The following is a 23,076-nucleotide window of genomic DNA, read 5'->3' as shown; positions in this document are numbered from 1 at the left end:
GAGCTGGACTGTTGCTGCGAACCACGCATCACTGAACCCACGCCCGAGCCATTCGGGCGCTCCTCGGTACGGGGGTTCGGCATTCCGCCAGCCCCAGATCAGAGGAGACAATACATGTCCAAATCCAAACCAACCAAAATTGACAAGGTGCAAGCTTTGTTGCGTCACCCGAACGGTGCCAGCCTTGAGGCGCTCTGCAAAGCAACGGGGTGGCAGCCTCATTCGGTCCGAGCGGCATTGAGTGGGTTACGGAAGAAAGGCGCGACGATTGAACGGCGGACATCCGACAAACAAAATGGATCATCCACGTATCACCTGACGGCGGGAACAGGAGAAGAGTCATGACCAAGACCAGCGACGTCGCCGATCTGGCCGCCATGAGTCGATCGGATCTGGTCACGCTTTGGCAGCAACTGTTTGATCAACCCGCGCCCGCCATGCTCAGCCAACCCTTCCTGCGCCGTTTTATCGCCTTTGAGATGCAGTCCCGCTGTCATGGCGGGCTACCCCGGCAGGTCAAAGCCACGCTGGAAAAGGGTTCCGAGAAAAAACCCCGGCCAGCCTGCCCTGCTCTTAAACCCGGCGGGCGCCTGCTGCGCGAGTGGAATGGCGTGACCCATATGGTCGATGTGACAGGGGACGGCTTCACTTGGAACGGTCGGTCCTATCGCTCGCTCTCAGCCATAGCCCGAGAGATTACCGGCGCGCATTGGTCAGGGCCGCGTTTTTTCGGACGCACCCGAAAGATCGCCAAATGAGCCCGCGCCGTAAAATCCGATGCGCGATCTATACGCGCAAGTCCTCAGAAGATGGACTGGACCAGGACTTTAATTCGCTGGACGCTCAGTATGAGGCCTGCGCGGCCTATGTCGCCAGCCAGCGGCACGAAGGTTGGACCCTTTTGCCAGACCGCTACGATGACGGTGGCCTGTCGGGCGGCACCCTAGAGCGCCCTGCCGTTCAGCGCCTTCTTGAAGAGATAGATGTCGGGCGCATCGACATGGTTGTGGTCTACAAGATCGACCGGCTGACCCGATCGCTCGCCGACTTCTCCAAGCTGGTCGAACGGCTGGAACAAGCGAACTGTTCTTTTGTGTCCGTCACACAAGCATTCAACACCTCCTCATCCATGGGTCGGTTGACCCTGAATGTACTCTTGTCCTTTGCTCAGTTTGAACGGGAAGTCACCGCGGAACGTATTCGCGACAAGATTGCAGCGTCTAAGAAAAAGGGGCTTTGGATGGGCGGCAACCTGCCGCTCGGCTATGACCGCCACCCCGACCCAAAAGCAAGAACGCTGGTCGTGAATGAGGATGAGGCCAGAACGGTCCGGCATCTCTTTGGGCTCTATGATGAGCTGGGTTGCCTGCGCAAAGTAGAAGAGCGGGCAACGGCAGAAGACCTGCGATCAAAACGGGCTGTTCGGGCGGATGGAAGCGTGAAGGGGAATTGCCCGCTGTCACGCGGCCAGATCTATTATCTGCTGCGCAACCCGGTTTACCTCGGAAAAATCCGGCACAAGGATAAGATCTGGGACGGGCAACATCCGGCGATCATCGACCAGGACATCTGGGACCGGGTGCAGGAGAAAATGCGCGAAGCGTCGCAGCGATCCCGTGCAGACCCTTCACCTGATGCGCGCCAACGCACCAATGACCCCGGCGCCTGGCTCACTGGTCTGCTGCAGGACGAAACTGGTGATCGGTTGACGCCAACCCACACCACGCGCAAAGGCCGACGGTTGCGCTATTACGTCTCCAATCGACTGATCTCGGGCGGCAAGGATACCTCCGGCTGGCGACTGCCCGGCCCGGCGCTGGAAAACGCAGTCATTGATGTCATCGCCAGACATCTTCAAGAGGCCGCCGCCGCGCACCAAGTACTGGCGCAGCCCGAGGCTGGGTCAGCCGCGGTGATCCAGACGTCAATTGCCGATTTGGTGACTCGGCTTCAACGCCAAGGCGGTTATGTGGGCGCTGCTCTTCTGGCCAGCGGCGAAATTGCACGAGGACACTTTGAACTCGAGTTAAACCCCAAGACTCTGGCAAGCGCAGTTGGTATTGCTGCGGACCATCTGCACCCGGATCTCACCCACGTCACCGCATCTTTCGATCTGCGCCGCCGCGGCGTCGAGGCCAAGGTCATCGCCGGAGATATGGCACCCCAACCTGATCCCCACCTCCGGTCCATGCTGATCCGCGCCCATGGCTGGGCCCGAGATCTGAAATCCGGAGTTCAACTGATGGAGATTGCACGCCGCGAGAGCGTTCCCTGCGCCTTCATCCGTACCCGTTCCCAGCTCGCGTTTCTCTCACCGAAGATTCAAGCCGCGATTCTCGACGGCACTCAGCCGCCCGAACTCACACTCAAGCGTCTGGTCAGCGTGACCCACCCAGTTGACTGGACCGAACAGGAACGCCAGTTCGGCTTTTTATAGCTTCAAATCCTGCGTCCCTGATACAGGGTTTGCCCTACCTGATCCGGTGGAACAATTCTCTGTTCCCGCGAGGAAGTTCCCTGTTCCACTTTTTAGGGAATTTGCAACATAAACCTCTGAAAAACATACAGTTCCGACAGGTGAAATAACGGAACTCAGACCTGTTTCGCGAAAATTCCCTGTAAATTGCAGGTTATCAGGGAAATCCAGCCCAAAGCGACCCCGCCAAAATGCGGCACTGAGACTGCGGCCGGAATTGCGCTCTGAATGTACAGTCTGCTCCGTCTCTGATTGAAAGCGCACGCGCCAACTCGCGGAAATTGCGGCACAATTCCGGGTCAGAAAACACAACTGAAGTGAGACGGGTATGGGTGGCGGGGAGACAGGGATTCGAACCCTGGGGACGCTCTCACGCCCAACGGTTTTCAAGACCGCCGCATTCGACCACTCTGCCACCTCCCCGTCGAAGGCAGGGTCTAAGCGCAAGTTCGGCCAGAGGCAAGTCGAAATCGGGATTTCTTGCCGAAGCCCGCGCAGCGGTCTTTCCATGACTCTTCAGCCGCGTTATGATCCCCGAAATAGACCGAAACAGGCTGGCAAGCAGAACCAGCAGACCGGCAGCGGGGTTCCGAGGACGAGACCCCTTCAGGCAAGGGATAAGCAGATGAAGCGAGCGATCATGACACGCCCGGGACCGAAACGGTTGGCGTATCTGGCGTTGACTTTGACAGTTTTAAGCGGGTGTGAAGATATTCTTCAAGAGGCTGAAAAACCTGAAGAAAACTCAAACAAAACCGAACTCCTTCCCGAGGTAGCCTCGGGCTCGCAGCGTGACGTCGAAGCTCCCGAGGTTTTTCAGGTCACCGAAGCGGGGCTTTGGGATGGCAGGCCCTCGCTGGGCGGGATCTGGGTTGCCTACCCGGAAGTATCCCAGCCCGAGCGTGTCGTAATTACGAACACCGCAAACAACAAGTCTGTAACAGGGGCCCTGTTCCGACGTGAACGCAACCTGCCCGGCCCGGCGCTTCAGGTGTCATCTGCTGCTGCGGAACAGCTCGGAATGCTGGCGGGCGCGCCGACAAAGGTCAGTGTGGTCGCTTTGCGCCGTGAAGCTGTAAAGGAATCACCACCAGAGGACGCGCCCACACCGGAAGACGAGGCGGCAGATACGGCTGCGGTGTCGGACACCGCGGCCACCGGCGATCCATCCGCGGCAGATACCGAAAAACCGGCCAAGCCGAAATGGTGGCAAAAGAAGGCGCCAGCGGCAGCAGCCGGTTCGGCAGCGGTTGCGGCGGATGCGGCAAGTTCTGCCAACGCAGCGACCGAAGGTACGGACACGACCACAGCTGCGGCATCAGCCACTGAGGACCCAACAGAGCCCGCTGAAGAAAAACCCGCCAAGCGGAAGTGGTGGCAGAAAAAAGAGCCAGCAGCGGCAGCGGCGGGAGCCACCGTGGCTGCGGCGGGTGCAGCAACAGGCGGTGCTGATGTGGCCGCAGATGTTGCGGCAGCCGCAGCTGCACCGGCGTTGTCGGACGCGCCGGTCGAAGCCCCCGCTGAAAAGCCTGCAAAACGGAAGTGGTGGCAAAAGAAAGACCCCACTGAGATCACCGAAACGCCACTGGATCCCATCGAAGGCGCTGCATCCGCGATTGACGCGACCGAAGCGGTTCCTGCCGCAGCGGCGGCAACAGGCGCTGCGTCTCCGCTGAGCAAACCATTTGTGCAGATCGGCACGTTCAGCGTCGAAGCAAATGCGAATGCCGCCGCCGAGAAAGTGCGCCGGAATGGCATGTCGACTGTTGTGCGGGAACTGAAAACCGAAAACAAAACAGTATGGCGGGTCCTGGTTGGCCCTGCCGCAACCCGGGCCGAACGCAAGGCCATTCAAAAAGATGTAAAGGACCTTGGTTTCAAAGATGCGTTCACCGTGTCCGACTGATACAAGGAGGCGTAACATGCTATCCTCATTGCGAACTTCTGTTCTGGCCATTGGGCTTGCTGTACTGGCAATCCCGGCTCAGGCTTTTGATACATCCGCCCGCGCGGCTTATGTGATCGATCAGACCACCGGTACGGTGCTTTTGGCAAAAGACGCCGATCAGCCCTTGCCTCCTGCATCCATGTCCAAGCTCATGACGCTGTATGTTGCTTTCGAAGCGCTGCGTGACGGAAGACTGACGCTGGACGAAACCCTGCCCGTGTCCGAACACGCGATGAGCTATGGCGGCTCGACCATGTTTCTGAACACGCAGGACCGGGTTCGGGTCGAGGACCTGCTGCGCGGCATCATCGTTCTGTCAGGCAACGACGCCTGCGTGGTCCTCGCCGAGGCGCTAAGCCCTGACGGGACAGAGGCCGGGTTTGCCCGCTATATGACCCAGCGCGCAAAGCAGATCGGTATGAACAACTCGAATTTCGCGAACTCGAACGGTTGGCCTGCCGCCGGACATATGATGTCGGTTCATGATCTTGCGGTTCTGGCCGACAGGCTGATTACCGACTTTCCCGAATACTACCCCCTGTTTTCAGAAGAGGTATTCGAATTCGATGGCCGTGCGCCGTCGAATGCCCGTAACCGCAATCCATTGCTGAAACTGAGCATTGGCGCGGATGGCCTGAAAACCGGCCACACGCAGGAGGCCGGATACGGCCTGGTCGGGTCTGCCAAACAAGGCGATCGCCGTGTCATCTTTGTCCTCAGCGGGCTGGACAGCACCGGTCAACGGGCAGAGGAGGCTGAGGCCGTGGTTAACTGGTCGTTTCGAAATTTTGTCGAGAGGACAGTTGCCAACGCGGAAACGCCGATAGCCGAAGCCAAGCTGTGGATGGGCGAGAAAAAGACTGTTGGTCTTGTACCTGACGGCGATCTGACGGTTCTGTTTCCGGTTCTGGGCACACAAAACGTCAAGGCTGAAGTTGTCTATCAGGGTCCTATCAATGCGCCGGTCAAGAAAGGCCAGCAACTGGCCGAACTTGTCATCAAGCCTGAAGGATTGCCGGAAATTCGACGTCCACTGGTGGCAGCGGAAGACGTTGCAATTGGTGGATTTGTCGTCCGTATGCTGACCGTTGGCGGCATAGTTCTGAAAGACGTGATCAATAACCCACTGGAGTCGATGTGACCAAGGCGGGGTTATTTCTGACTTTCGAAGGCATTGACGGATCAGGCAAGTCAACTCAGGCGCGGATGCTGGCGGATCAACTGCGGGCGCAGGGTCATGAGGTCGTTTTGACGCGTGAACCGGGCGGCTCACCCGGCGCGGAGGAAATCCGCAGCCTGGTATTGGAAGGTGATCCCGACCGCTGGTCGGCCGAAACGGAAATCCTGCTTTTCACGGCCGCCCGCCGCGACCATCTGGAACGTACGATCGAACCCGCACTTGCCGCAGGGCAAGTGGTGATCTGCGACCGCTTTGCCGACAGCACACGTATGTATCAGGGCCTGTCGCGGGGCGATCTGCGCGGCCTTGTTGATCAGCTGCACAGCCTGATGATCAAGCGCGAGCCGAACTTGACGCTGCTGATCGACATGGACCCCGATACCGGCCTGTCCCGCGCCAAAGGGCGGCAAGGCGCGGAAGAACGGTTCGAAGATTTCGGCCCGGACCTACAAAGGAAAATGCGGGCTGGCTTTCTGGCACTGGCCCATGAGTTTTCCGACCGTTTCCGCGTGGTGGACGGTAACCGGGACATGGACAGCGTTGCGCAGGATGTGACAGAAATCGTCCAGGCTGCTTTGCGATAGACGATGAATGACGAAATCCCCTCTCCGGATCAGGTGCCCGGTGCGCCGCATCCCCGCGAGACCGTCCGGCTTTTTGGTCAGGATGCGGCGGAACAGGCGTTTCTGACCGCCTACAACTCGGACCGGCTGCACCACGGCTGGTTGCTGACCGGGCCGCGTGGCGTCGGCAAGGCAACGTTGGCCTGGCGGATTGCGCGGTTCTTGCTGGCAACACCTTTGGCAAACGACGGTGGGCTGTTTGGCGCGCCGCCACCGCCAGAGACGCTCGACATTGATCGCGACCACCCGGTGTCACGTCGCATTCTGGCCGGGGCCGAGCCGGGATTGGCCGCGATAGCCCGGTCGCTGAATGATCAGGGGCGGCTGCGCAACGAAATCGTTGTGGACGACATCCGAAAGCTGGGAAAGTTCTTTGGCCTGTCCTCTGCCGATGGTGGGCGCCGGATTGTAATCGTGGATTCGGCGGATGAGATGAATGTCAGCGCCGCCAATGCTTTGCTGAAGATGCTGGAAGAGCCTCCGGCGCGTACAACTCTTTTGCTGGTATCGCACCAACCCTCGCGCTTGTTGCCGACCATCCGCTCTCGGTGCCGGACCTTGCGTCTTGGGTCCCTGAGTGCCGGGGATATGCAGGACGCGCTGTCGCAAACCGGGACGACCTTACCGACGCATCCCGAATATCTCGCCGCATTGGCCGCTGGCTCGGTCGGGGAGGCCGTTCGCCTGATCAATCTGGGCGGACTTGAAATCTATGCCGAACTGATTGCCATTCTGGGCACCCTGCCCCGCCTGGACCGGCAGCGCGCGCTGGCCCTGGCCGAGGCCGCGGCACAACGCGGCGCGGCCGAGCGCTTTGATCTGCTGCTGACACTGATCGATATCGCCTTGTCTCGGCTGGCCCTGACCGGGGCAACCGGAGCACCGCCGACCTCTGAGGCCGCCCCGAACGAAGCTGAAACGCTGGCCAGACTGTCGGATTCTTCGGATCAGGCCCGTCGCTGGGCCGAAGTCGCAGCGACAATCACAGCCCGCGCGCGACATGGTCAGGCGGTGAACCTTGACCCTGCCGCTCTGGTCCTAGATACGGTGTTCAAGATACAGGAAACCGCCGGCCAGGTCAGATGAGCGACACCCCCCAGATCACCGACAGTCACTGCCATCTGGACTTCCCGGATTTTGACGGTCAGTTGGACGACATCATCTCGCGCGCGGCCGAGGCTGGCGTGACCCGGATGGTGACGATTTGCACCAAACTGCGCAATGAACCCGCAGTCCGTGCAATTGCCGAAGCCCATGCACCGGTATTCTACGCCGCAGGCACCCATCCGATGAGCGCCGCTGACGAGCCTATGGTCTCGGTCGATGAATTGGTTGCGCTGGCACAACATCCCAAATTTGTGGGCATCGGTGAATCAGGTCTGGATTACCACTATACCGCCGACAGCGCTGAGCTTCAGAAGCAATCCCTGCGCATTCATATCGAAGCAGCCCAGCGCACAGGGTTGCCTTTGATCATTCATGCCCGCGCGGCAGACGACGATATGGCCCAAATTCTGGCCGAAGAGTATCGCAATGCGCCCTATTCCTGCGTGATGCACTGTTTCTCGTCCTCGGCCGAGTTGGCCAAAGCCGCGCTGAATCTTGGGTTTTATCTGTCCATGTCCGGCATTGCGGCCTTTCCCAAAAGCCAGGAGTTGCGCGACATTTTCGCAAGCGCGCCGGTGGATCGCATTCTGGTGGAAACCGATGCGCCCTATCTTGCGCCGCCCCCTTATCGTGGCAAGCGAAACGAACCGGCCTATACCGCACATACAGCCCGAAAAGGGGCTGAAGTGTTCGGTCTGGAGTATCCGGCTTTTGCCGCCCAAACTCAGGCGAACTTTGACCGGCTGTTCAGCAAGGCGGCAACGAACAGGGCCGCTGCATGACCGAATTGCGATTTACCATTCTGGGCTGCGGATCGTCAGGCGGCGTACCCCGGTTGGGTGGCCACTGGGGTGCTTGCGATCCTGCTAACCCCAGGAACATTCGCCGGCGCTGTTCCCTGCTTGTCGAGCGTGACGGCCCCGGCGGCAGAACCTCCGTGTTGATTGACACAACCCCGGATATGCGCAGCCAGTTGCTGGACACGGGCACCGGGCGGCTTGATGGTGTGGTCTATACCCACTCTCACGCGGATCATGTCCATGGGATCGACGACCTGCGCATGATCGTGTTCAACATGAAAACCCGCGTTCCGGTCTGGGCTGATGGTGATACCCAGAACGCTCTGCTGGGGCGGTTTGGATACGCCTTCATACAACCCGAAGGGTCACCTTATCCTCCGATCCTCGACCTCAAGTCCATTGACGGGCCGTTCGAAATCGAAGGGCCCGGAGGACCGATTCCGTTTCGTCCATTCAAGGTCAATCACGGCTCGATAGATTCTCTGGGCTTTCGAATGGGGCAGCTCGCCTATTTGCCGGATGTTGCCGAAATTTACGATGAGGCATGGCCTGAAATGGAAGGGTTGGAATATCTCATCATCGACGCCCTACGCCGAAGCCCACATCCCACACATGCACATCTGGAAAAAACGCTTGAGTGGATTGAGAAGCTGCAACCAAATCAGGCGATACTGACCAACATGCATATCGATCTTGACTATGCGACTGTCGATGCGGAAACGCCGGACAATATCACCCCCGCCTATGACGGAATGGTGATACATCACGCGTTTCAGACCCCTGTTTCTTTTGCATAAGATATCGCAACATGGCCGTTGCACGGGGGCCAAATGCTGCAAAGCCTGATTGACGTCATTCTTCCTGTCTTTCTTGTGATCGGCGCCGGTTACACGGCAACACGAACAGGATATTTCAAAGAATACCATGTCGACGGGCTGATGAGATTTACTCAAGGGTTCGCGATCCCATGCCTGTTGTTTCTTGCCATCGCGCATCTGGACCTCAGCGCCAGTTTCGATCCCCGGCTTTTGGCAAGTTTCTATTCTGCCGCCGCCCTGTGTTTCATCACTGGCCTTTTTGGTGCGCGCATCCTTTTCGGCCGCGAATGGGAAGACTGCGTGGCAATCGGGTTTTGTTGCCTGTTCTCTAACTCGGTTCTGCTGGGATTGCCGATTACTGAACGCGCTTATGGTCCCGAGAACCTGACAGGTAATTATGCGATTATCGCCTTCCATTCCCCCTTTTGTTACGGCGTGGGGATCACGGTGATGGAGGTTGTCCGCAATCGCGGAAACGGTGGCGTACGCATGGCGCGTTCCGTTCTGTCCGCAATGTTCAAGAACGCGCTGATCCTTGGTATTGCACTGGGATTCGTGGTTAATCTGTCCGGGTTGGCCATCCCGGCTGTGGTGGACGAAGCCCTTGGTCTGATCACGCGGGCCGCCCTGCCCGGCGCCCTGTTTGCACTGGGCGGGGTACTAGTCAAATACAAACCCGAAGGTGATCTGCGCACCATCGCTTTTGTTTGCTGTATCTCGCTGATGCTGCATCCCAGCCTTGTGTGGATATTCGGCAAATCCACAGGGCTGCCACAGGATCTGTTCCGCTCGGGCGTGTTGAACGCAGCCATGGCGCCGGGGTTCAACGCCTATATCTTTGCTAACATGTATGGCCGCGCCAAGCGGGTGGCAGCTTCGGCTGTTCTCATTGGGACAGCCACATCCATCCTGACTGTCTGGCTTTGGCTAACGGTTCTGGGCTAACAGTAGTGTTGACTTCGGTTCGCACAGAGGCACCTAACGCATTTCGTGTCAGGAGATCCAAATGCCACATGCCATCATCGTCGCACATGGTCAGCCGTCCGATCCAGAACCGGCCGAGGCTGCTTTGGCTGCGTTCGCGGCTACGGTCGACGCCCTGACCGAGCATGTAACGGTGCATGCCGCAACTCTGGCCGCGCCCGGCGCGTTCGAGGCTAAGCTGAGCAGCTTGCCGGAAAACACGGTCATTTATCCGCTTTTCATGGCAAATGGATGGTTTGTCACCAGCGCTTTGCCCAAACGATTAGGGGATCACAAAGCGCGCATTCTAGACCCGTTGGGTGTTGACCCAGAGCTACCGGAATTGACCGCACGCGCCCTGCAATCCGAATTGTCCGAAAGGAATTGGGCAGCTGCGTCGACCGACCTGGTCATTGCAGCACATGGGTCAGGGCGTAGCCGAAACCCCTCGGTCGTGGCTCTGAACTTCGCATCGCAACTTCAAGAAATGCTGGCTTTCAAATCTGTCCGCGTTGGGTTTGTTGAAGAACCGCCATACATTTCCGAAGCCGCAACCGGCACGGGGGCTCAGGCGCTGTGCCTTCCGTTCTTTGCCTGCACCGGGGGGCACGCAGTGGACGACGTGCCCGCCGGATTGAGCCAAGCAGGGTTCAAAGGCGTTCTGCTGCCAGTGGTAGGGGAACTGCCACCCATCCGGCACCAGATTGCCAAGCAGTTAACAAAGGCCGTTCAGCTCGCTTGAAAATTCGCCTGAAATCTTTGACCCGGAAGCAGGAAAACTCAGGTTTGCGCTTTGATCAGCGTGGAATACAGGCGGTGGCAGGACCGGCCGTCTCGCTTGGCCTGATAAAGGGCGACGTCGGCGGCGTGAAGGATGTCGGCGGCTTTGGGAACCTTGAACTGGGTGGACAAGGCCGTTCCGATACTTGCAGAGATACAGCACGGTTGGTCCTGAAACATCATGGGTTCATTCAACCTTGCGATCAGACGGCCGGCGATGGACTCCAGAGTTTCTTCCCGCGTCAGGCCCTTGAAAATTATGACAAACTCATCCCCACCAACCCGGGCAACCGTATCGTCTCCACGCGTCTCTTCAAGCATGATGCGGGCCGCCTGTTGCAGAACGTAATCCCCGGCGGCATGGCCCAGCCGATCATTCACGGATTTAAAGAAGTCTAAATCCAGATGCATAAGGGCAAATGTAGAATTTGCCAGGATCAGATGCCCCAACAAATGATCCATCGCGCGGCGGTTCTTCAATCCTGTCAATGTATCGGTATATGCCTGCTCTTCCGCGGCTAGCATTGCCCCCTGAAGCCTGAGATTAAGTGAACGAGACGCTTCCATCGCGGCGGATTTGGCTTCGACCAGATACAACAGCTCGATCGCCAGGTCAGTGCCGGAAAAATCAGCGCTTGTCAGGGCGTAATCCCGAACCGCATCCAAAATCGAAATACCGAATGACAGATTGATGACTGCACCGCCCGAGTCGGGCAAGGGCGCGACCAGGCCTTTCAGGGTCGTACGCGGTTCATCGCGAAATCTCAGATGCAGTTTGGCACCGGCCATCGACATCAACGCGGGAAGGGTGGTGACTGTTCTGGGGCGGATCAGCTCGAACACGTCCAGAACACCCAGCCCGACCAAAGGCAATTCGGGCCGCAGCTTTTGCAGTGTCGGACCCGCTTGTTGAATGCGTCCGCTTCGGTCCACCAACAGGAACATCGGGCAAAGCGTTTCCAGAAGATCTGCCAGTTCCTGAGTATGTTTCATCTGTTCCGAGCCCCCAGATCAAAATGGCGCCCCTCGGCAAAGGCGCTTTCGACCAAAATGATTGAAATGATTTCACAACACTCTTGACGACCCTCATGCGACAGCATCACCAGCGCACCATAATCATCGGCCATCGCGCGCAGGACCCCGACCATAACACTGGAGAATCCCGGTAAGTCCGGAAGGCAGCACAACTGGTATTCCGTGGCTGAAAGCTCTCTCAACTCAAGCGCAGGCAAATTCAGATCAGAGACAGCCAGTCTTACACGATCCGCAAGATCATCGAGGGAATGAAGGAACTCAACATAGGTGACACCCCCAAACCTAAGCAGTCGGCGCAGCCCTTCCATGTTCGGATGGGACACCAGATATGTTCCCAGATCTTCGAGGATTTCCGCCTGTGGTCGATTGAGGTCAATACTCAGGGCCTCAAGCAACCGGGTCGTCATGTCATCATCATAGATGAGCATGGCTTCAAATTCGACAAACCCTAGCCGCGCACCTTCGGTCACGCGAACCCAGCAGGATTGCCCGTAGGTCGCGCCGACAAAGGACTGTATCGCCCGATTGATCAGACCATGCATCGGATGCCTCAGTTTGGTGTCCTTGGCACTGTGGTCTGAGAAACCTTAACAAATAGCCAAAATTCGCCCCGAGTTGCTGTGAAAGCAACGGAGTATCAAGTCGACACTACCCGCCCAGTCAGAAGTCCGTCGGCGCGCCGCCTTCAGCCTTGCGGCGTTCAACGAACTCGGCCAGTTCCTCGCGGATACCATCGTCCATCGGAGGTGCCTCAAAGCTCGAGATGATCTCTTTGAACATGTGATGCGCACGCTCAGCCGTCCAGATGCCTCCGGCGGCCTCCCAGCCCTCATAGTTCTTCCAGTCGCTCAGGAAGGGCTGGTAGAAGGCCGTGGTGTAGCGATCCTGTGTGTGTTGGATTCCAAAAAAGTGACCGTCATTGCCAACCGCGCGGATGGCATCCAAAGCAATCTCATCCGGTCCGGTCGCGGTTAGATCAGGGTTCATATAACGCTGAATTTGCTGCAAAACCTCGCAATCCATAATGAATTTTTCCGGGCTTGCGATCAGGCCGCCTTCCAACCAACCGGCGGCGTGGTACACCATGTTGGTGCCCGACTGCACGGCCGCCCAGAGCGAATTCGAGGTTTCCCACACGGATTGCCCGTCTGGCACATTGGCCGCACACACACCGGATGAACGCAGCGGCAGCCCATAATATCGCGCCATCTGCCCGGTCATCTGGGTCGAGCGCATGTATTCCGGCGTCCCGAAAGCGGGCGCGCCTGATTTCATGTCCACGTTCGACGTGAACGTTCCGATTACGCAGGGAATACCGGGGCGCACATATTGGAACAAAGCGATAGCGCATAAGGCTTCGGCCAGGGACTGGGCAACCGCCCCCGCCATCGTTACCGGTGCCATTGCCCCCGCCAGCGTAAAGGGGGTTACGACAATCGCCTGCCCGCGCCGCGCCAATCTCAGGCAGCCATCAATCATCGGATGGTCATGCTTCAGCGGCGAGGTCGAGTTGATGTTGGTGTACATCCGTGGCGAGGCCTCGAATTCCTCATGGCTGAGACCGCCCGCGATGCGCACCATTTCCATCACATCTTCGACACGTTCCTTACCCAACGAATAGGCGTGCATCGCCTTGTCGGTCAGGGTCAGCTTGTCATACAGCACATCCAGATGCCGGACGCTGGCATGAATATCGACGGGTTCTACAGGATATCCGCCTGCGAAGTGAATACAGTTGAAGTACTGCGTCAGTTTCAGAAGATTCTGGCACATCTCGCGATTGCCGGGCACTTTCTTTCCAATCTCCATGTCCCAGTAATTAGGCGGCGACGAAACGTTGCCGAACAGGATGTTCTTTCCACCGATCTCGATCCTGTGGTCAACATTGCGGGGCGTGATGGAAAACTGGCTGGGCGCCTTGGCGATCATCTCCATGACGAAATCGCGCCCCATGCGGACGTTGTCACCATCGATCGTGCACCCCGCCTCGCGCAGGATGCCGATTGCCTCTTCGTTGTAGAATTCGATCCCGATTTCTTCCAGAATTCGCATGGCCCCTTCATGGATCGCTTCGATCCCGGCCTGATCCAGCGGTTCAGTCGGGCGATCTATATTGATGGGTGGGTCCCACGGCATCTGGTCAATCACCGCGCTGCCCCTGCGTGCTGCCGCACCTGCGCGTCCTCCGCCGCGGCGTTTGCGTGTGTTGGTCTCGGCCATGGTTGCCTCCGTTCTGGCTTGATACAAGCAAGACCCGAAGACGCATTTCTGGCCGCTCCATCTGCGACAGAGCTTGTCGGTTTTCTATAATTGAGCGTCGATTTTCCGGATCAACGCATCATTTTTCGGCCAGCCATGCAGGAATGTGACCGATATCCGGCAAGACCACATCCGCCATCGGTGCCAGCGCATCTGCTTCTGCCAATCCGGTCAAAACGCCAATGGTGATCATCCCGGCTGCGCGCCCCGCTTGCAGGTCATGAACACTGTCACCCACCATTGCAATGCGCGACGGCTCGACCCCGACCTGTGCGGCAAAGGCCAGCAACTGACCGGGCCCCGGTTTGAACCCATGACCACTGTCATACCCGGCGATAAAATCGAAGTGTTCGCGTATTCCAGCAGATTCCAGATGCTGCAATGCCGGGTGCTCACTGTCATTTGTCGCAACGCCCAGTTTGATCCCGGATTGCTGCAACCCTTTCAGGAATGGGCCCAACGGCACGGCAGGGGATTGAGGAGCGGCTGCGGCCTCGGCATTCATCATGTCCACAACTTCCTGCAATGTCACATCGTCAACATGCGCAATAAGCACCTCGGCGATTTCTTCGACCGTTGCGGCGATCACAATGCTATCTGTGACATACCGCTCTTGCTCGTAGTCAAACCCGATGACGCTCCCGAGTTCCACCGCCCGGTCTACATCCCCCTTTGTCAGACGCATCAGCAACGAGCGCCCGAAGGTTCCCCAGGTTTTGGCAAAATCGAACAAAGTGCCATCCTTGTCGAAGACGATTGCTTCTATTGGCATCGCGTGCTCCTGCGGAAAAGGTGTTCAGGTCCAGTGTACATCGCCACCGCCTGACAGAACGGCCCGCGCTTGGGCCGGGTGATCATAGGCGATCGAGTTGGCGTCACAAAACGCCATGACCCACGAATCGTCAAGCACCAGAAAATCGAGAACCGAAGCCAGAAAGTCCCTATCACCGGCCCGATTGCGAACATCCCCGATCGAAGCGCCTGTCGAGCCAAGAAATACAGGCAAAAGCTCGTCATTGCTGACCAGCCACCCCAGGGCTGTCAGAGCAAGAGTCTCGGCTAAATCGGGCGATAGGGGCATAAACCGCGCTCAGAGAATGGTGTTGGAAAGAGTTTGTTAACCAGACTCATAAACAATTTGTTCACGCATGCAATCAACGGTGAACGACTATGTCTGTGCAAGGCACCATCCTTGTCCTCGACGGGGTATCAACCAACCGCATAATGCTGAAGGTTCAACTGACTGCTGCCTGGTACCACGTGGTGCAGGGTGGAAAACTTGAAGGGCTACAAGCCCTTGCCCGTCGCGTGCAGCCAGACCTTGTTCTGACGGCCCAAACATTGCCCGATGGAACAGCCGCAGATGTCAAGAAAGCCCTCGCCGAAGTATCAGGCCTTGATGACGTGCCCGTTGTCGTACTGGCAGCACAGAATGACAAAAACGCGCGCCTGCGTGCCCTGAAAGACGGGCTGGACGATGTGTTGACGCACCCTTTCAAAGATACGTTGCTACTGGCACGCATTCGCAGCCTTTTGCGCGCGCGCGCAGCTACTCAAGATTTGCAGGTCAGCAACGGATCGCAACCTATTGGGTTTGGGGAACCCGCCCCTGTCATGATCAGCCCACCAAACGCGGCCCGGGTTGATATCTTGACCGATACTGTCCGAACTGGTGCCCTTTGGCACAAGGCCTTGCAAGGCCACCACCATTTCGATCTGTCCTGGCATCTTCAATCGAACCTGCAAGGCGTTTTGTCCGGGCCGATACCGGACGCGATTGTGGTCGAACTGGGCTCACCCCCGTCCGCGCTGAATATCCTTGCGGATCTCAGGTCACGCGCAGCAACCCGGAACACTGTCCTGATTGGCATCCTGCAGGACAACGACGCCGTGCAGGCCTCGGAAGCGCTGGACAGAGGAGCGGACGCCGTGTGCCTGGGGGGGTTCTGCGCGCAAGAGATCCTGTTGCGGCTGAACAATCAGATTGCGCGCAAGGCACGGCTTGATCACTTGCGCGTATCACTGAGAAAAGGGATCGCCGAGTCCTGGATTGACCCGCTGACCGGGCTGCACAATCGTCGTTACGCCATGCGGGCATTGGATCAGATCGCGCGCCAGTCTGCCCGTACCGGACGTGGCTTTGCCGTCATGCTGGCGGATCTGGACCACTTCAAGACCATCAATGACTGCCATGGCCATGGCGCCGGTGATTGTGTTCTGACGCAGGCCGCAAAACGCATGCAAAGCGCGCTTGGATCCAAAGGTTTTGTCGCCCGTATCGGCGGTGAAGAGTTCATGTTTGCGGTGCCTGATGTGTCACAAAAGCAAGCCAGAAAACTGGCTGAGACCATCTGCGACAGCATTTGTCGCGCCCCGTTTCGACTATCGGACCAAGGTTTGCGGGTTAACGTCACGATCAGCATTGGGCTGGAGATGCCGCAATCGGGTACGCCGGGAAAAGAACGCACACCCGTTCCTGTTGAAGATATCCTGAAAGCCGCCGACAAAGCCCTTTACGCGGCAAAAAAAGCGGGGCGCAATCAGGTGAGTATCAGGCAAAGCGCAGCCTGAACCTGTCAGTCCTTTTTCTTGTGCCCATGCGGCCCACGTTCGACGATCTTTTGCAACCTGTCCGCATAAGACTGCCGCTCTGCGTCGCTCATGGCGGTGACGCGAGCCAGCCATTGTGTCTGCAAGGCTAATTGCAGTTCTGCCGTTGCCTGCGACTGTTTCTGCAACAACACTTCAACGGTGGCCGGATCGAAGGGCACTGTGCGCAGTGCCAGGCTCAGGGCTTCAAAGTCCTGTCTGCGCCCTCTTAGGTCTTTTTCGCGTAGCGCAGACAGTTCCCCTCGCATCGCTTTGCGGTCATCTTTCGGCAAAGCGCGATACAGCGCAGGACCGAACCCCGGCGGTGCCTCGGTGTGATCTCCATCCTTCAGGCGCAGCACGGTTCCGACTGCAACACCGACAACTAACAGGTTCAGTGCCAATGACGAAACCAGCAAAACCGTCATCCACCGGCGTTTCGGTTTAGGGGCAGCATTCATTCAGTGCTCTCCAGAAAACTCGTGTCATACCCAAGGTCCGCCACAAAAAGGACCGTCTCCTGCGATGCCAGCAGATTGGCGGGATCAGGCAGGAACCCCGGCGCGGAAAAGCCGATCCAGAGCCCCGCCGCACTTGCGGCGATCAAGCCGCCCAACCCCTGCCAGCCACCTACGTTGTCCATCATTCGATGCCAGATCGAAGATTGAGGACGCGGTTCGGGCCTTAGGCGACTGAGGCGGAGTTTTTCAGCATCTGTCTGAATGCGCACGGCCAGATCGTCGGGCAGCGCCGGTCGGTTTTGCCGAGCCTGCGCAAACAAATGATCCAGTTCCAGGTTTTCATCCGTCATCGTCATACCCCAGTTCTTCACGTCGCCCGGCCAGTATCGCGGTCAGACTTCGTTTGCCCCGCGCGGTCAAGCTTTCGACCGCTTCTACTGAAATTCCCATGATCCCGGCAATTTCAGGGTTGGGCAACTCTTCGATGTGGCGCAGAATCACTGCCTGCCTCTGCCTTTCGGGCAGCTGAGACAGGGCAAGCTGCAACGCATCCACGCGGGCCTCATCCTGCAGTCGGTCGGCTACGCTGGCTTTGCCATCTTCTGGCTCAGGAATATCCGACAACCTGCCGGGGGACTTCCTGCGCCGAATGTCCACACACAGATTCAACGTCACGCGATACAGCCATGTCGACACTTTGGCCTGACCCGGCACCCAATCCGGCGCCATCTGCCACAACCGCATCATCGCCTCCTGCGTTACGTCTTCTGCCTCGGCCCGATTGCCCAACAAACGCAACGCGACGGAATAACAAAGCGGCCCGAGACGATCGGTTAAAACCCGCGCAGCCTGTGCGTCACCCTCAGCAAATTGGCCCAGCAACACATCGTCGCTGAGAGAGCTCGCGGTGCAACCCGCACCGCGAACATCGTGTAGGTGGGAGGTCAGGTCCTCCACCCTGCATCAGTTGTCGATTGCACCCGACTTGTGGTGCTTTTTCTTATGGTGCCGTCCCATCCGGTCTTTGGCATCGGCAAATTCCTGTTCCGATATTCCACCACTGTTATCTGTATCCATCCGGTCAAACATCTTGTCACCCCGGCGCGGTTTCGACAACTCGTCCTGGCTTAGGAACCCGTCTTTGTTCGCATCGTTGTTTTCGAACATTTTGGTGACGCGGTCGTTTGCTTTTTTCTGAGCGGCGGCCTGCATCTCCTCAAGGCTGAGCTGGCCGTCCCCATCAGTATCCGCGGCCGAGAAACGCTCGGTGCGATGTGCTTCCATTTCCTGCTGAGTCACTTGACCGTCGCCATTGGCATCCAATTCCTGAAAGGACACTGGCTCACGACCACCCGGGCCAGCCGCCAGAACAGACGTGCCGGTGATTGCAACACCCGACAGGACAATCGCCGTGATGAACTTTGCGTTTTTCATTTCGGTTTTCCCTTGTTGACGCGGCCTGAGTGCCGCTGCTCATATCCATTCAAACGCGCGAGGCAGGGAATTCCGTCGCAATGCCGGCAACTTTTTTTGAACCATCTCGGTATTTCACGACGTGGTTCACCTTAGGTGCGTTGCAAAGCGACGCACCCCCCTTTAAAAACCACCCGTTCAGGCGCATTATCCGCCAAAGATTACTGCGCGAGTTATATTATGACGGATCAGACGATCGACACCACAACCCAGAGCGAGCGTGAAACCTGGCCCGCTTTGGTCAAAGGGTTTCGGTGCAAGTGCCCTAGTTGCGGCGAAGGCAAGCTGTTGCACAGCTACCTGAAAGTGAATGACACCTGCTCGAACTGTGGACAGGAACTGTTTCATCATCGCGCCGATGATGGGCCCGCCTATCTGACGATCCTGCTGGTCGGGCATTTGTTGGCCCCGGCCCTGCACGTCTCGTATGTGAACTGGCGCCCGGACCCATGGGTAATGGCCATCGGGTTTTCCATTGCTTGCATTGCATTGTCGCTGTTTTTGCTCCCCCGTTTGAAAGGCGCTGTGGTCGCCTATCAGTGGGCGCGTCGTATGCACGGTTTTGGCAACGATTCATGAGCCGGAAGAAGCGATTGTTCTGGGCATGATGACCGACAAGACCGCCATCCGCGACGCCGCAACCGTCATCGTTTTGCGGAACAGGTGGACCAATCCGTCGATCCTGATGGGTCAACGTGGGTCCAAGGCTGTGTTCATGCCCAACAAATTCGTGTTCCCCGGTGGAGCGGTCGATCCGGCGGATGCGGATGTACCGCTTGCGACCGCACTGCCTGACCTGTGTTCTGAGCGGTTGGCGGAACAGGCGGAATCCGGAAAACAACACGCCCTTGCCGCCGCAGCAATTCGCGAGCTTTGGGAAGAGACAGGACTTGTCCTTGGCCAGACAGGACACTGGCCGGGCAGCATTCCCGACGACTGGCAGAGCTTTTCCGCCATGGGTTACGTGCCGTCGGCAGCTGCGCTACAATTTGTTTTTCGCGCAGTCACACCGCCCGGTCGCCCCCGCCGGTTCGATGCGCGGTTTTTTCTGGTCGATGCCGATGCGCTGCAGGGCGATCTGGATGATTTCAGCCATGCCTCGGACGAGCTGTCGCATCTGCAATGGGTGGAACTGGATCGGGCGCGCGACCTGGATCTGCCGTTTATCACCGAGGTTGTTCTGGCCGAGGTCGCGGCCCGGGTGACCTCACCCGAGCCGCCAGTATCGGTTCCGTTCTATCAGAACAACGAAGAAGCCAATCTGTTCCTGCGGCTCAGAGGCTATCCGATGCCCGAGCACGACTGACCGATCAGTTTCACCGCATCCGGCTGACAACCACCGTCACTTCGGGTTTTTTGCCGATTTCCGCTTTTGCCGTCTGACGCACAATCCGGCGCATTTCGTCTTCCAGCTTGTCGTCATCCCGTAGGGTCTTGGCTGCCGCCCGCATCAGGAACTGGTTCAGGTCTTCTTCCAACACCTCGACCAATCCGGCCCGGGACGTTCCAACCTCGGGCAGACCCATCGTATCGCACCACGGTTCGCCCAGCGGCTCGTCTTCTTCGTCCAGAACGACTGTCACAGTTACGTGGCCGTTCAGCGCCATGCGAATACGGTCCCGTACCACACCGTCCATCGCACCGATTTTCACTGTACCGTCCAGATAGGTACGCCCGGTTTCGACATAGTCGATCACCACGGGTGCATTGCCGCTGAGATCCAGCATGGTGCCGTTCACGGCCAGCACACCCGTTCTGCCACCCTGCTCAGCCAGTTTGACATGTTCGCGCAGGTGCCGGTGCTCTCCATGCATTGGGATCACAACTTGCGGATCGATCAGCGCGTGCACCTTCTCAAGATCGGGCCGGTTCGCATGGCCAGAGACATGATAGAGGCCCGAGCTGTCATCCACCACATCCACGCCCTTTTCACTGAGCTGGTTCATGATGAAAATCACGCCACGTTCATTTCCGGGAATGGTTTTTGACGAGAACAGGAACAGGTCGCCTTCGGACAGTTCCAGACCACGGTACTTGCCGCGGGCCAGTTGCGCGCTTGCCGCACGGCGCTCGCCCTGGCTGCCGGTCACGATCAGCATCAGGTTCTGGCGCGGCAGGTCCAGCGCCTCTTCCGCGCTGATCACCTTGGGGAAGTCCGACAGGATACCGGTTTCAGTCGCGGCCTCGATCATCCGCCGCATTGCGCGCCCCAGCAACACAACTGAACGCCCCGCGCGTGCGCCCGCCTCGGCCAATGTTTTAACCCGTGCCACGTTCGACGCGAAGGTGGTAGCCACAACCATACCCTCGGCGTTTTCGACTAGCTTTGTAATCTCTGGCCCAACCTCGGATTCCGAACGGCCCGGATGCGCCGAGAAAACATTCGTGCTGTCGCAAACCAACGCCTTGACACCCGGCTTGGAAATCTCGGCCCATAGATCGGGGTCAAAGGCTTCGCCCACGACCGGGTTTGCATCCAGCTTGAAATCACCCGAATGCACCACGCGCCCTGCGGGCGTGTCGATGACCAACGCAGCACTTTCCGGGATCGAGTGTGAAACCGGAAGGAAACCCACCGTAAACGGTCCGACTGAAACCGTTTCAGGCCAAGCGGACACGGTTGTCACCGCATCGGTCGGGTGCGCATATTCTTCCATCTTGCGACGCGCGATATTGGCCGTGAAAGCCCGGGCATAGATCGGAGCTCCCAGAGCCTCATAGCAATGAGCCACCGCGCCGACATGATCTTCATGCGCATGGGTGATGAAAACGCCATCCAGCCGGTCGGCCCGTTCTTTCAACCATGAAATATCCGCATAGATCAGGTCGACGCCCGGAGTTGTGTCCATATCGGGAAAGGTGACGCCCAGATCCACCAGGATCAGGCGTTCCTGCCCGGGCTGACCATATCCGTACACATAGGCATTCATGCCAATTTCGCCCGCGCCACCCAGCGGCAGGTAGATCAATCTTTCACTGCTCATATCGAGCCATTTTCCTTGTTGTAGCGATGAATCACGGTCAAGCCGTGCATCGTCAAATCATCTTCGATTACGTCGAACCCCACGTCGGCCTGATCGAACAAGGGGGCCAACCCTCCGGTTCCCACGACTTTCATCGGCATTCCATATTCGGCCTTGATCCGCGCGATCAGCCCTTCGATCAGGCCGGAATATCCCCAATACACGCCCGACTGGATACAACCAACCGTATTTGTACCGATCACCTTCTCGGGACGCGTGATGTCGATATGCGGCAGTGCGGCTGCGCCCTGATGCAAAGCCTCAAGGCTGAGGTTCACACCCGGAGCGATGACGCCCCCCACATAGGCACCGTCCGCGGCGACAACGTCGAAATTTGTTGCGGTACCAAAGTCCACCACGACGACATTGCCGCCATGACGGTCAAATGCGCCAACTGCGTTGGCCAGTCGATCCGGGCCCGGCACAGTTCCTTGATCCACACGCGGCGGCACGGGCAGCAGGCAATCCGGCCTTCCCACCACCAGCGGCCTGCACCCAAAAAAGCGATCAGCAAAGATGCGCAGGTTGAACACGACGCGCGGCACGGTCGAGGCAATGATGACATCCGAGATATTCGCCTCGATCCCGTAATGTTTCACCAGCGTCGAATACCAGGTGAAATAGGCGTCCGCCGTGCGTGCGTGATGGGTCGAGGTGCGCAGGGTGCACAGAAATTCCTGACCATCCCAGATCGAGAAGACTGTGTTGGTATTGCCGCAATCAATGGCCAGAAGCATCTGTGCCCCTTTCAGAAATAGACATCCGCCGCAGGAATGCTCACGCGACCTTTGGCGGTGTTTAAGACAAGGTTACCGGCTGCGTCCACCGTTTCGAAGGTCCCAACCGTCTCAGACGTGCCGGTACGGGCCGTGATAACCTCGCCCAGCCGGGCAGCACGGGACAGCCACGCAGTGCGAATGGGTTCGAACCCGTAGGTAACAAACTGAGTTTCATATTTGGCATAGGCCGAGGCAAGCTCGGTCAGAAAATCCTCGGGCGTGACGTTTGCACCGGTTTCCGACAACAGCGAGACGGGACGGATCGCGCCCGGTTCTACCACGTCGGCGTCTGGGGCGTTGGCCAAATTCACGCCAATACCGATCGACAGATGCGCTACACCGCGCCCCTGACCGGCGCTTTCCAGCAAAATACCAGCAAGCTTACCTCCGTTCAGTAGTACGTCATTGGGCCATTTCAACGACAACCCCGCGGCACGCCCCGTCACAGAGACACAAGCGTCAAACAGGGCTAATGCCGCAACAAAACTGCGCAGTGCCGCCTGTTCTGGCGCACCTTCGGGGCGCATCAGAAGGGTCGCTGCAAGGTTGCCCATGGGGTTGGCCCATGACCGTCCGCGTCGTCCACGCGCAGCCGTCTGATGATGCGCCATGATCCAGACAGGACCACGGGCATTGGGGGCAATCCGCGCCGCTTCGTTGAGCGTGCTATCGACTTCCTGCACTTCGTGCAGACCATAGCCTTGTGGCCACTTGGTCATATCAAAAAGGCCCGGTCACGCGACCGAGCCCCTCTCTCAGATT

At 58.2% G+C, this 23,076-nt stretch carries 26 protein-coding genes and 1 tRNA gene; 14 read left to right on the top strand and 13 right to left on the bottom strand.

Features of this window, described 5'->3' with window-relative positions; genetic code table 11:
• Positions 1-114: 114 nt before the first annotated feature.
• From ACR0D9_RS01560 to ACR0D9_RS01550, 3 genes are read left to right on the top strand one after another with little or no spacing between them, the layout of a single operon-like run.
• A complete protein-coding gene (locus ACR0D9_RS01560; protein WP_480537465.1) occupies positions 115-345 on the top strand; it encodes a DUF3489 domain-containing protein in 231 nt (76 codons plus the stop codon).
• Entirely contained in the window at positions 342-758 is a 417-nt protein-coding gene (locus ACR0D9_RS01555; protein WP_480537464.1) for a DUF2924 domain-containing protein, read from the top strand. The genes ACR0D9_RS01560 and ACR0D9_RS01555 overlap by 4 nt, the downstream gene beginning before the upstream one ends.
• The gene (locus ACR0D9_RS01550; RefSeq protein WP_480537463.1) at positions 755-2,437 is read left to right on the top strand and encodes a recombinase family protein; all 1,683 of its coding nucleotides are present in this window, start codon (positions 755-757) and stop codon (positions 2,435-2,437) included. The genes ACR0D9_RS01555 and ACR0D9_RS01550 overlap by 4 nt, the downstream gene beginning before the upstream one ends.
• 372 nt (positions 2,438-2,809) lie before the next feature.
• On the opposite strand, the gene ACR0D9_RS01545 is transcribed toward ACR0D9_RS01550, so the two are convergent.
• Positions 2,810-2,899: transfer RNA gene (locus tag ACR0D9_RS01545), tRNA-Ser, on the bottom strand.
• 202 nt (positions 2,900-3,101) lie between these two features.
• On the opposite strand from ACR0D9_RS01545, the gene ACR0D9_RS01540 reads away from it, so the two are divergent.
• The 8 genes from ACR0D9_RS01540 (at position 3,102) to ACR0D9_RS01505 (ending at position 10,657) form a co-directional block, all read left to right on the top strand.
• Positions 3,102-4,382 carry an SPOR domain-containing protein gene (locus ACR0D9_RS01540; protein ID WP_480537462.1) on the top strand — a complete coding sequence of 427 codons (1,281 nt, stop codon included), beginning with the start codon at positions 3,102-3,104 and terminating at the stop codon, positions 4,380-4,382.
• A 16-nt stretch (positions 4,383-4,398) separates the two neighbouring features.
• Entirely contained in the window at positions 4,399-5,565 is a 1,167-nt protein-coding gene (locus ACR0D9_RS01535) for a D-alanyl-D-alanine carboxypeptidase family protein (protein WP_480486176.1), read from the top strand.
• Complete coding sequence (tmk, locus tag ACR0D9_RS01530; protein WP_480486178.1) at positions 5,562-6,188, top strand: dTMP kinase; 627 nt, start codon at positions 5,562-5,564, stop codon at positions 6,186-6,188. Before ACR0D9_RS01535 ends, tmk begins: the two co-directional genes overlap by 4 nt.
• 3 nt (positions 6,189-6,191) lie before the next feature.
• Positions 6,192-7,313, top strand: a complete 1,122-nt coding sequence (locus tag ACR0D9_RS01525; protein WP_480481763.1) for a DNA polymerase III subunit delta' — start codon at positions 6,192-6,194, stop codon at positions 7,311-7,313.
• On the top strand, positions 7,310-8,116 hold the full coding sequence (locus tag ACR0D9_RS01520; protein ID WP_480537461.1) for a TatD family hydrolase: 807 nt from the start codon (positions 7,310-7,312) through the stop codon (positions 8,114-8,116). Before ACR0D9_RS01525 ends, ACR0D9_RS01520 begins: the two co-directional genes overlap by 4 nt.
• Entirely contained in the window at positions 8,113-8,931 is an 819-nt protein-coding gene (locus tag ACR0D9_RS01515; RefSeq protein WP_209504422.1) for an MBL fold metallo-hydrolase, read from the top strand. Before ACR0D9_RS01520 ends, ACR0D9_RS01515 begins: the two co-directional genes overlap by 4 nt.
• 33 nt (positions 8,932-8,964) lie before the next feature.
• Positions 8,965-9,897, top strand: a complete 933-nt coding sequence (locus ACR0D9_RS01510; RefSeq protein ID WP_480537460.1) for an AEC family transporter — start codon at positions 8,965-8,967, stop codon at positions 9,895-9,897.
• Positions 9,898-9,958: 61 nt separating this feature from the next.
• Positions 9,959-10,657: a CbiX/SirB N-terminal domain-containing protein gene (locus tag ACR0D9_RS01505; RefSeq protein WP_480486183.1), complete on the top strand. Its 699-nt coding sequence runs from the start codon at positions 9,959-9,961 to the stop codon at positions 10,655-10,657.
• Positions 10,658-10,695: 38 nt separating this feature from the next.
• On the opposite strand, the gene ACR0D9_RS01500 is transcribed toward ACR0D9_RS01505, so the two are convergent.
• The 5 genes from ACR0D9_RS01500 to ACR0D9_RS01480 form a co-directional block, all read right to left on the bottom strand.
• The gene (locus tag ACR0D9_RS01500) at positions 10,696-11,688 is read right to left on the bottom strand and encodes a diguanylate cyclase domain-containing protein (protein WP_480537459.1); all 993 of its coding nucleotides are present in this window, start codon (positions 11,686-11,688) and stop codon (positions 10,696-10,698) included.
• Positions 11,685-12,272 carry a heme NO-binding domain-containing protein gene (locus ACR0D9_RS01495; RefSeq protein ID WP_480481768.1) on the bottom strand — a complete coding sequence of 196 codons (588 nt, stop codon included), beginning with the start codon at positions 12,270-12,272 and terminating at the stop codon, positions 11,685-11,687. The genes ACR0D9_RS01500 and ACR0D9_RS01495 overlap by 4 nt, the downstream gene beginning before the upstream one ends.
• A 118-nt stretch (positions 12,273-12,390) precedes the next feature.
• Positions 12,391-13,950, bottom strand: coding sequence for a trimethylamine methyltransferase family protein (locus ACR0D9_RS01490; RefSeq protein ID WP_480481769.1), 1,560 nt, complete (start codon positions 13,948-13,950; stop codon positions 12,391-12,393).
• A 118-nt stretch (positions 13,951-14,068) separates the two neighbouring features.
• The gene (locus ACR0D9_RS01485; RefSeq protein WP_480486187.1) at positions 14,069-14,761 is read right to left on the bottom strand and encodes an HAD family hydrolase; all 693 of its coding nucleotides are present in this window, start codon (positions 14,759-14,761) and stop codon (positions 14,069-14,071) included.
• A 24-nt stretch (positions 14,762-14,785) separates the two neighbouring features.
• Positions 14,786-15,070 carry a DUF3572 domain-containing protein gene (locus ACR0D9_RS01480; protein WP_267362783.1) on the bottom strand — a complete coding sequence of 95 codons (285 nt, stop codon included), beginning with the start codon at positions 15,068-15,070 and terminating at the stop codon, positions 14,786-14,788.
• 89 nt (positions 15,071-15,159) lie between these two features.
• On the opposite strand from ACR0D9_RS01480, the gene ACR0D9_RS01475 reads away from it, so the two are divergent.
• Positions 15,160-16,560 (top strand): diguanylate cyclase domain-containing protein, encoded by a 1,401-nt coding sequence (locus ACR0D9_RS01475; protein ID WP_480537458.1) that lies wholly within the window; start codon positions 15,160-15,162, stop codon positions 16,558-16,560.
• Positions 16,561-16,565: 5 nt separating this feature from the next.
• Here ACR0D9_RS01475 and ACR0D9_RS01470 read toward each other — a convergent pair whose 3' ends face one another.
• Genes ACR0D9_RS01470 through ACR0D9_RS01455 form a run of 4 tightly spaced genes read right to left on the bottom strand, consistent with a single transcriptional unit; the run spans position 16,566 to position 18,473 of the window.
• The gene (locus ACR0D9_RS01470) at positions 16,566-17,039 is read right to left on the bottom strand and encodes a periplasmic heavy metal sensor (RefSeq protein WP_480537457.1); all 474 of its coding nucleotides are present in this window, start codon (positions 17,037-17,039) and stop codon (positions 16,566-16,568) included.
• Positions 17,036-17,389: a hypothetical protein gene (locus ACR0D9_RS01465; protein WP_267362789.1), complete on the bottom strand. Its 354-nt coding sequence runs from the start codon at positions 17,387-17,389 to the stop codon at positions 17,036-17,038. Before ACR0D9_RS01465 ends, ACR0D9_RS01470 begins: the two co-directional genes overlap by 4 nt.
• On the bottom strand, positions 17,379-17,996 hold the full coding sequence (locus tag ACR0D9_RS01460) for an RNA polymerase sigma factor (RefSeq protein WP_480537456.1): 618 nt from the start codon (positions 17,994-17,996) through the stop codon (positions 17,379-17,381). Before ACR0D9_RS01460 ends, ACR0D9_RS01465 begins: the two co-directional genes overlap by 11 nt.
• Positions 17,997-18,002: 6 nt before the next feature.
• Positions 18,003-18,473 (bottom strand): EF-hand domain-containing protein, encoded by a 471-nt coding sequence (locus tag ACR0D9_RS01455; RefSeq protein ID WP_480537455.1) that lies wholly within the window; start codon positions 18,471-18,473, stop codon positions 18,003-18,005.
• A gap of 219 nt (positions 18,474-18,692) precedes the next feature.
• Between ACR0D9_RS01455 and ACR0D9_RS01450 the strand changes: the two genes are divergently transcribed.
• Positions 18,693-19,091 carry a DUF983 domain-containing protein gene (locus ACR0D9_RS01450; RefSeq protein WP_480476112.1) on the top strand — a complete coding sequence of 133 codons (399 nt, stop codon included), beginning with the start codon at positions 18,693-18,695 and terminating at the stop codon, positions 19,089-19,091.
• A gap of 25 nt (positions 19,092-19,116) precedes the next feature.
• Positions 19,117-19,818, top strand: a complete 702-nt coding sequence (locus ACR0D9_RS01445; RefSeq protein WP_480476934.1) for an NUDIX hydrolase — start codon at positions 19,117-19,119, stop codon at positions 19,816-19,818.
• Positions 19,819-19,828: 10 nt separating this feature from the next.
• Here the strand turns inward: ACR0D9_RS01445 and ACR0D9_RS01440 are convergent, their stop codons facing one another.
• The 3 genes from ACR0D9_RS01440 to ACR0D9_RS01430 are packed head-to-tail and all read right to left on the bottom strand — an operon-like array spanning position 19,829 to position 23,033.
• Complete coding sequence (locus ACR0D9_RS01440) at positions 19,829-21,496, bottom strand: ribonuclease J (protein WP_480537454.1); 1,668 nt, start codon at positions 21,494-21,496, stop codon at positions 19,829-19,831.
• Entirely contained in the window at positions 21,493-22,272 is a 780-nt protein-coding gene (locus tag ACR0D9_RS01435; protein ID WP_209504438.1) for a type III pantothenate kinase, read from the bottom strand. The genes ACR0D9_RS01440 and ACR0D9_RS01435 overlap by 4 nt, the downstream gene beginning before the upstream one ends.
• Positions 22,273-22,283: 11 nt before the next feature.
• Positions 22,284-23,033 (bottom strand): biotin--[acetyl-CoA-carboxylase] ligase, encoded by a 750-nt coding sequence (locus ACR0D9_RS01430; protein WP_480486199.1) that lies wholly within the window; start codon positions 23,031-23,033, stop codon positions 22,284-22,286.
• Positions 23,034-23,076 lie beyond the last annotated feature (43 nt).

Source organism: Ruegeria sp. AK11, from assembly GCF_056541095.1.
Note: the sequence above shows the minus strand (reverse complement) of the source record. Positions and strands in the feature narration are given on the sequence as shown.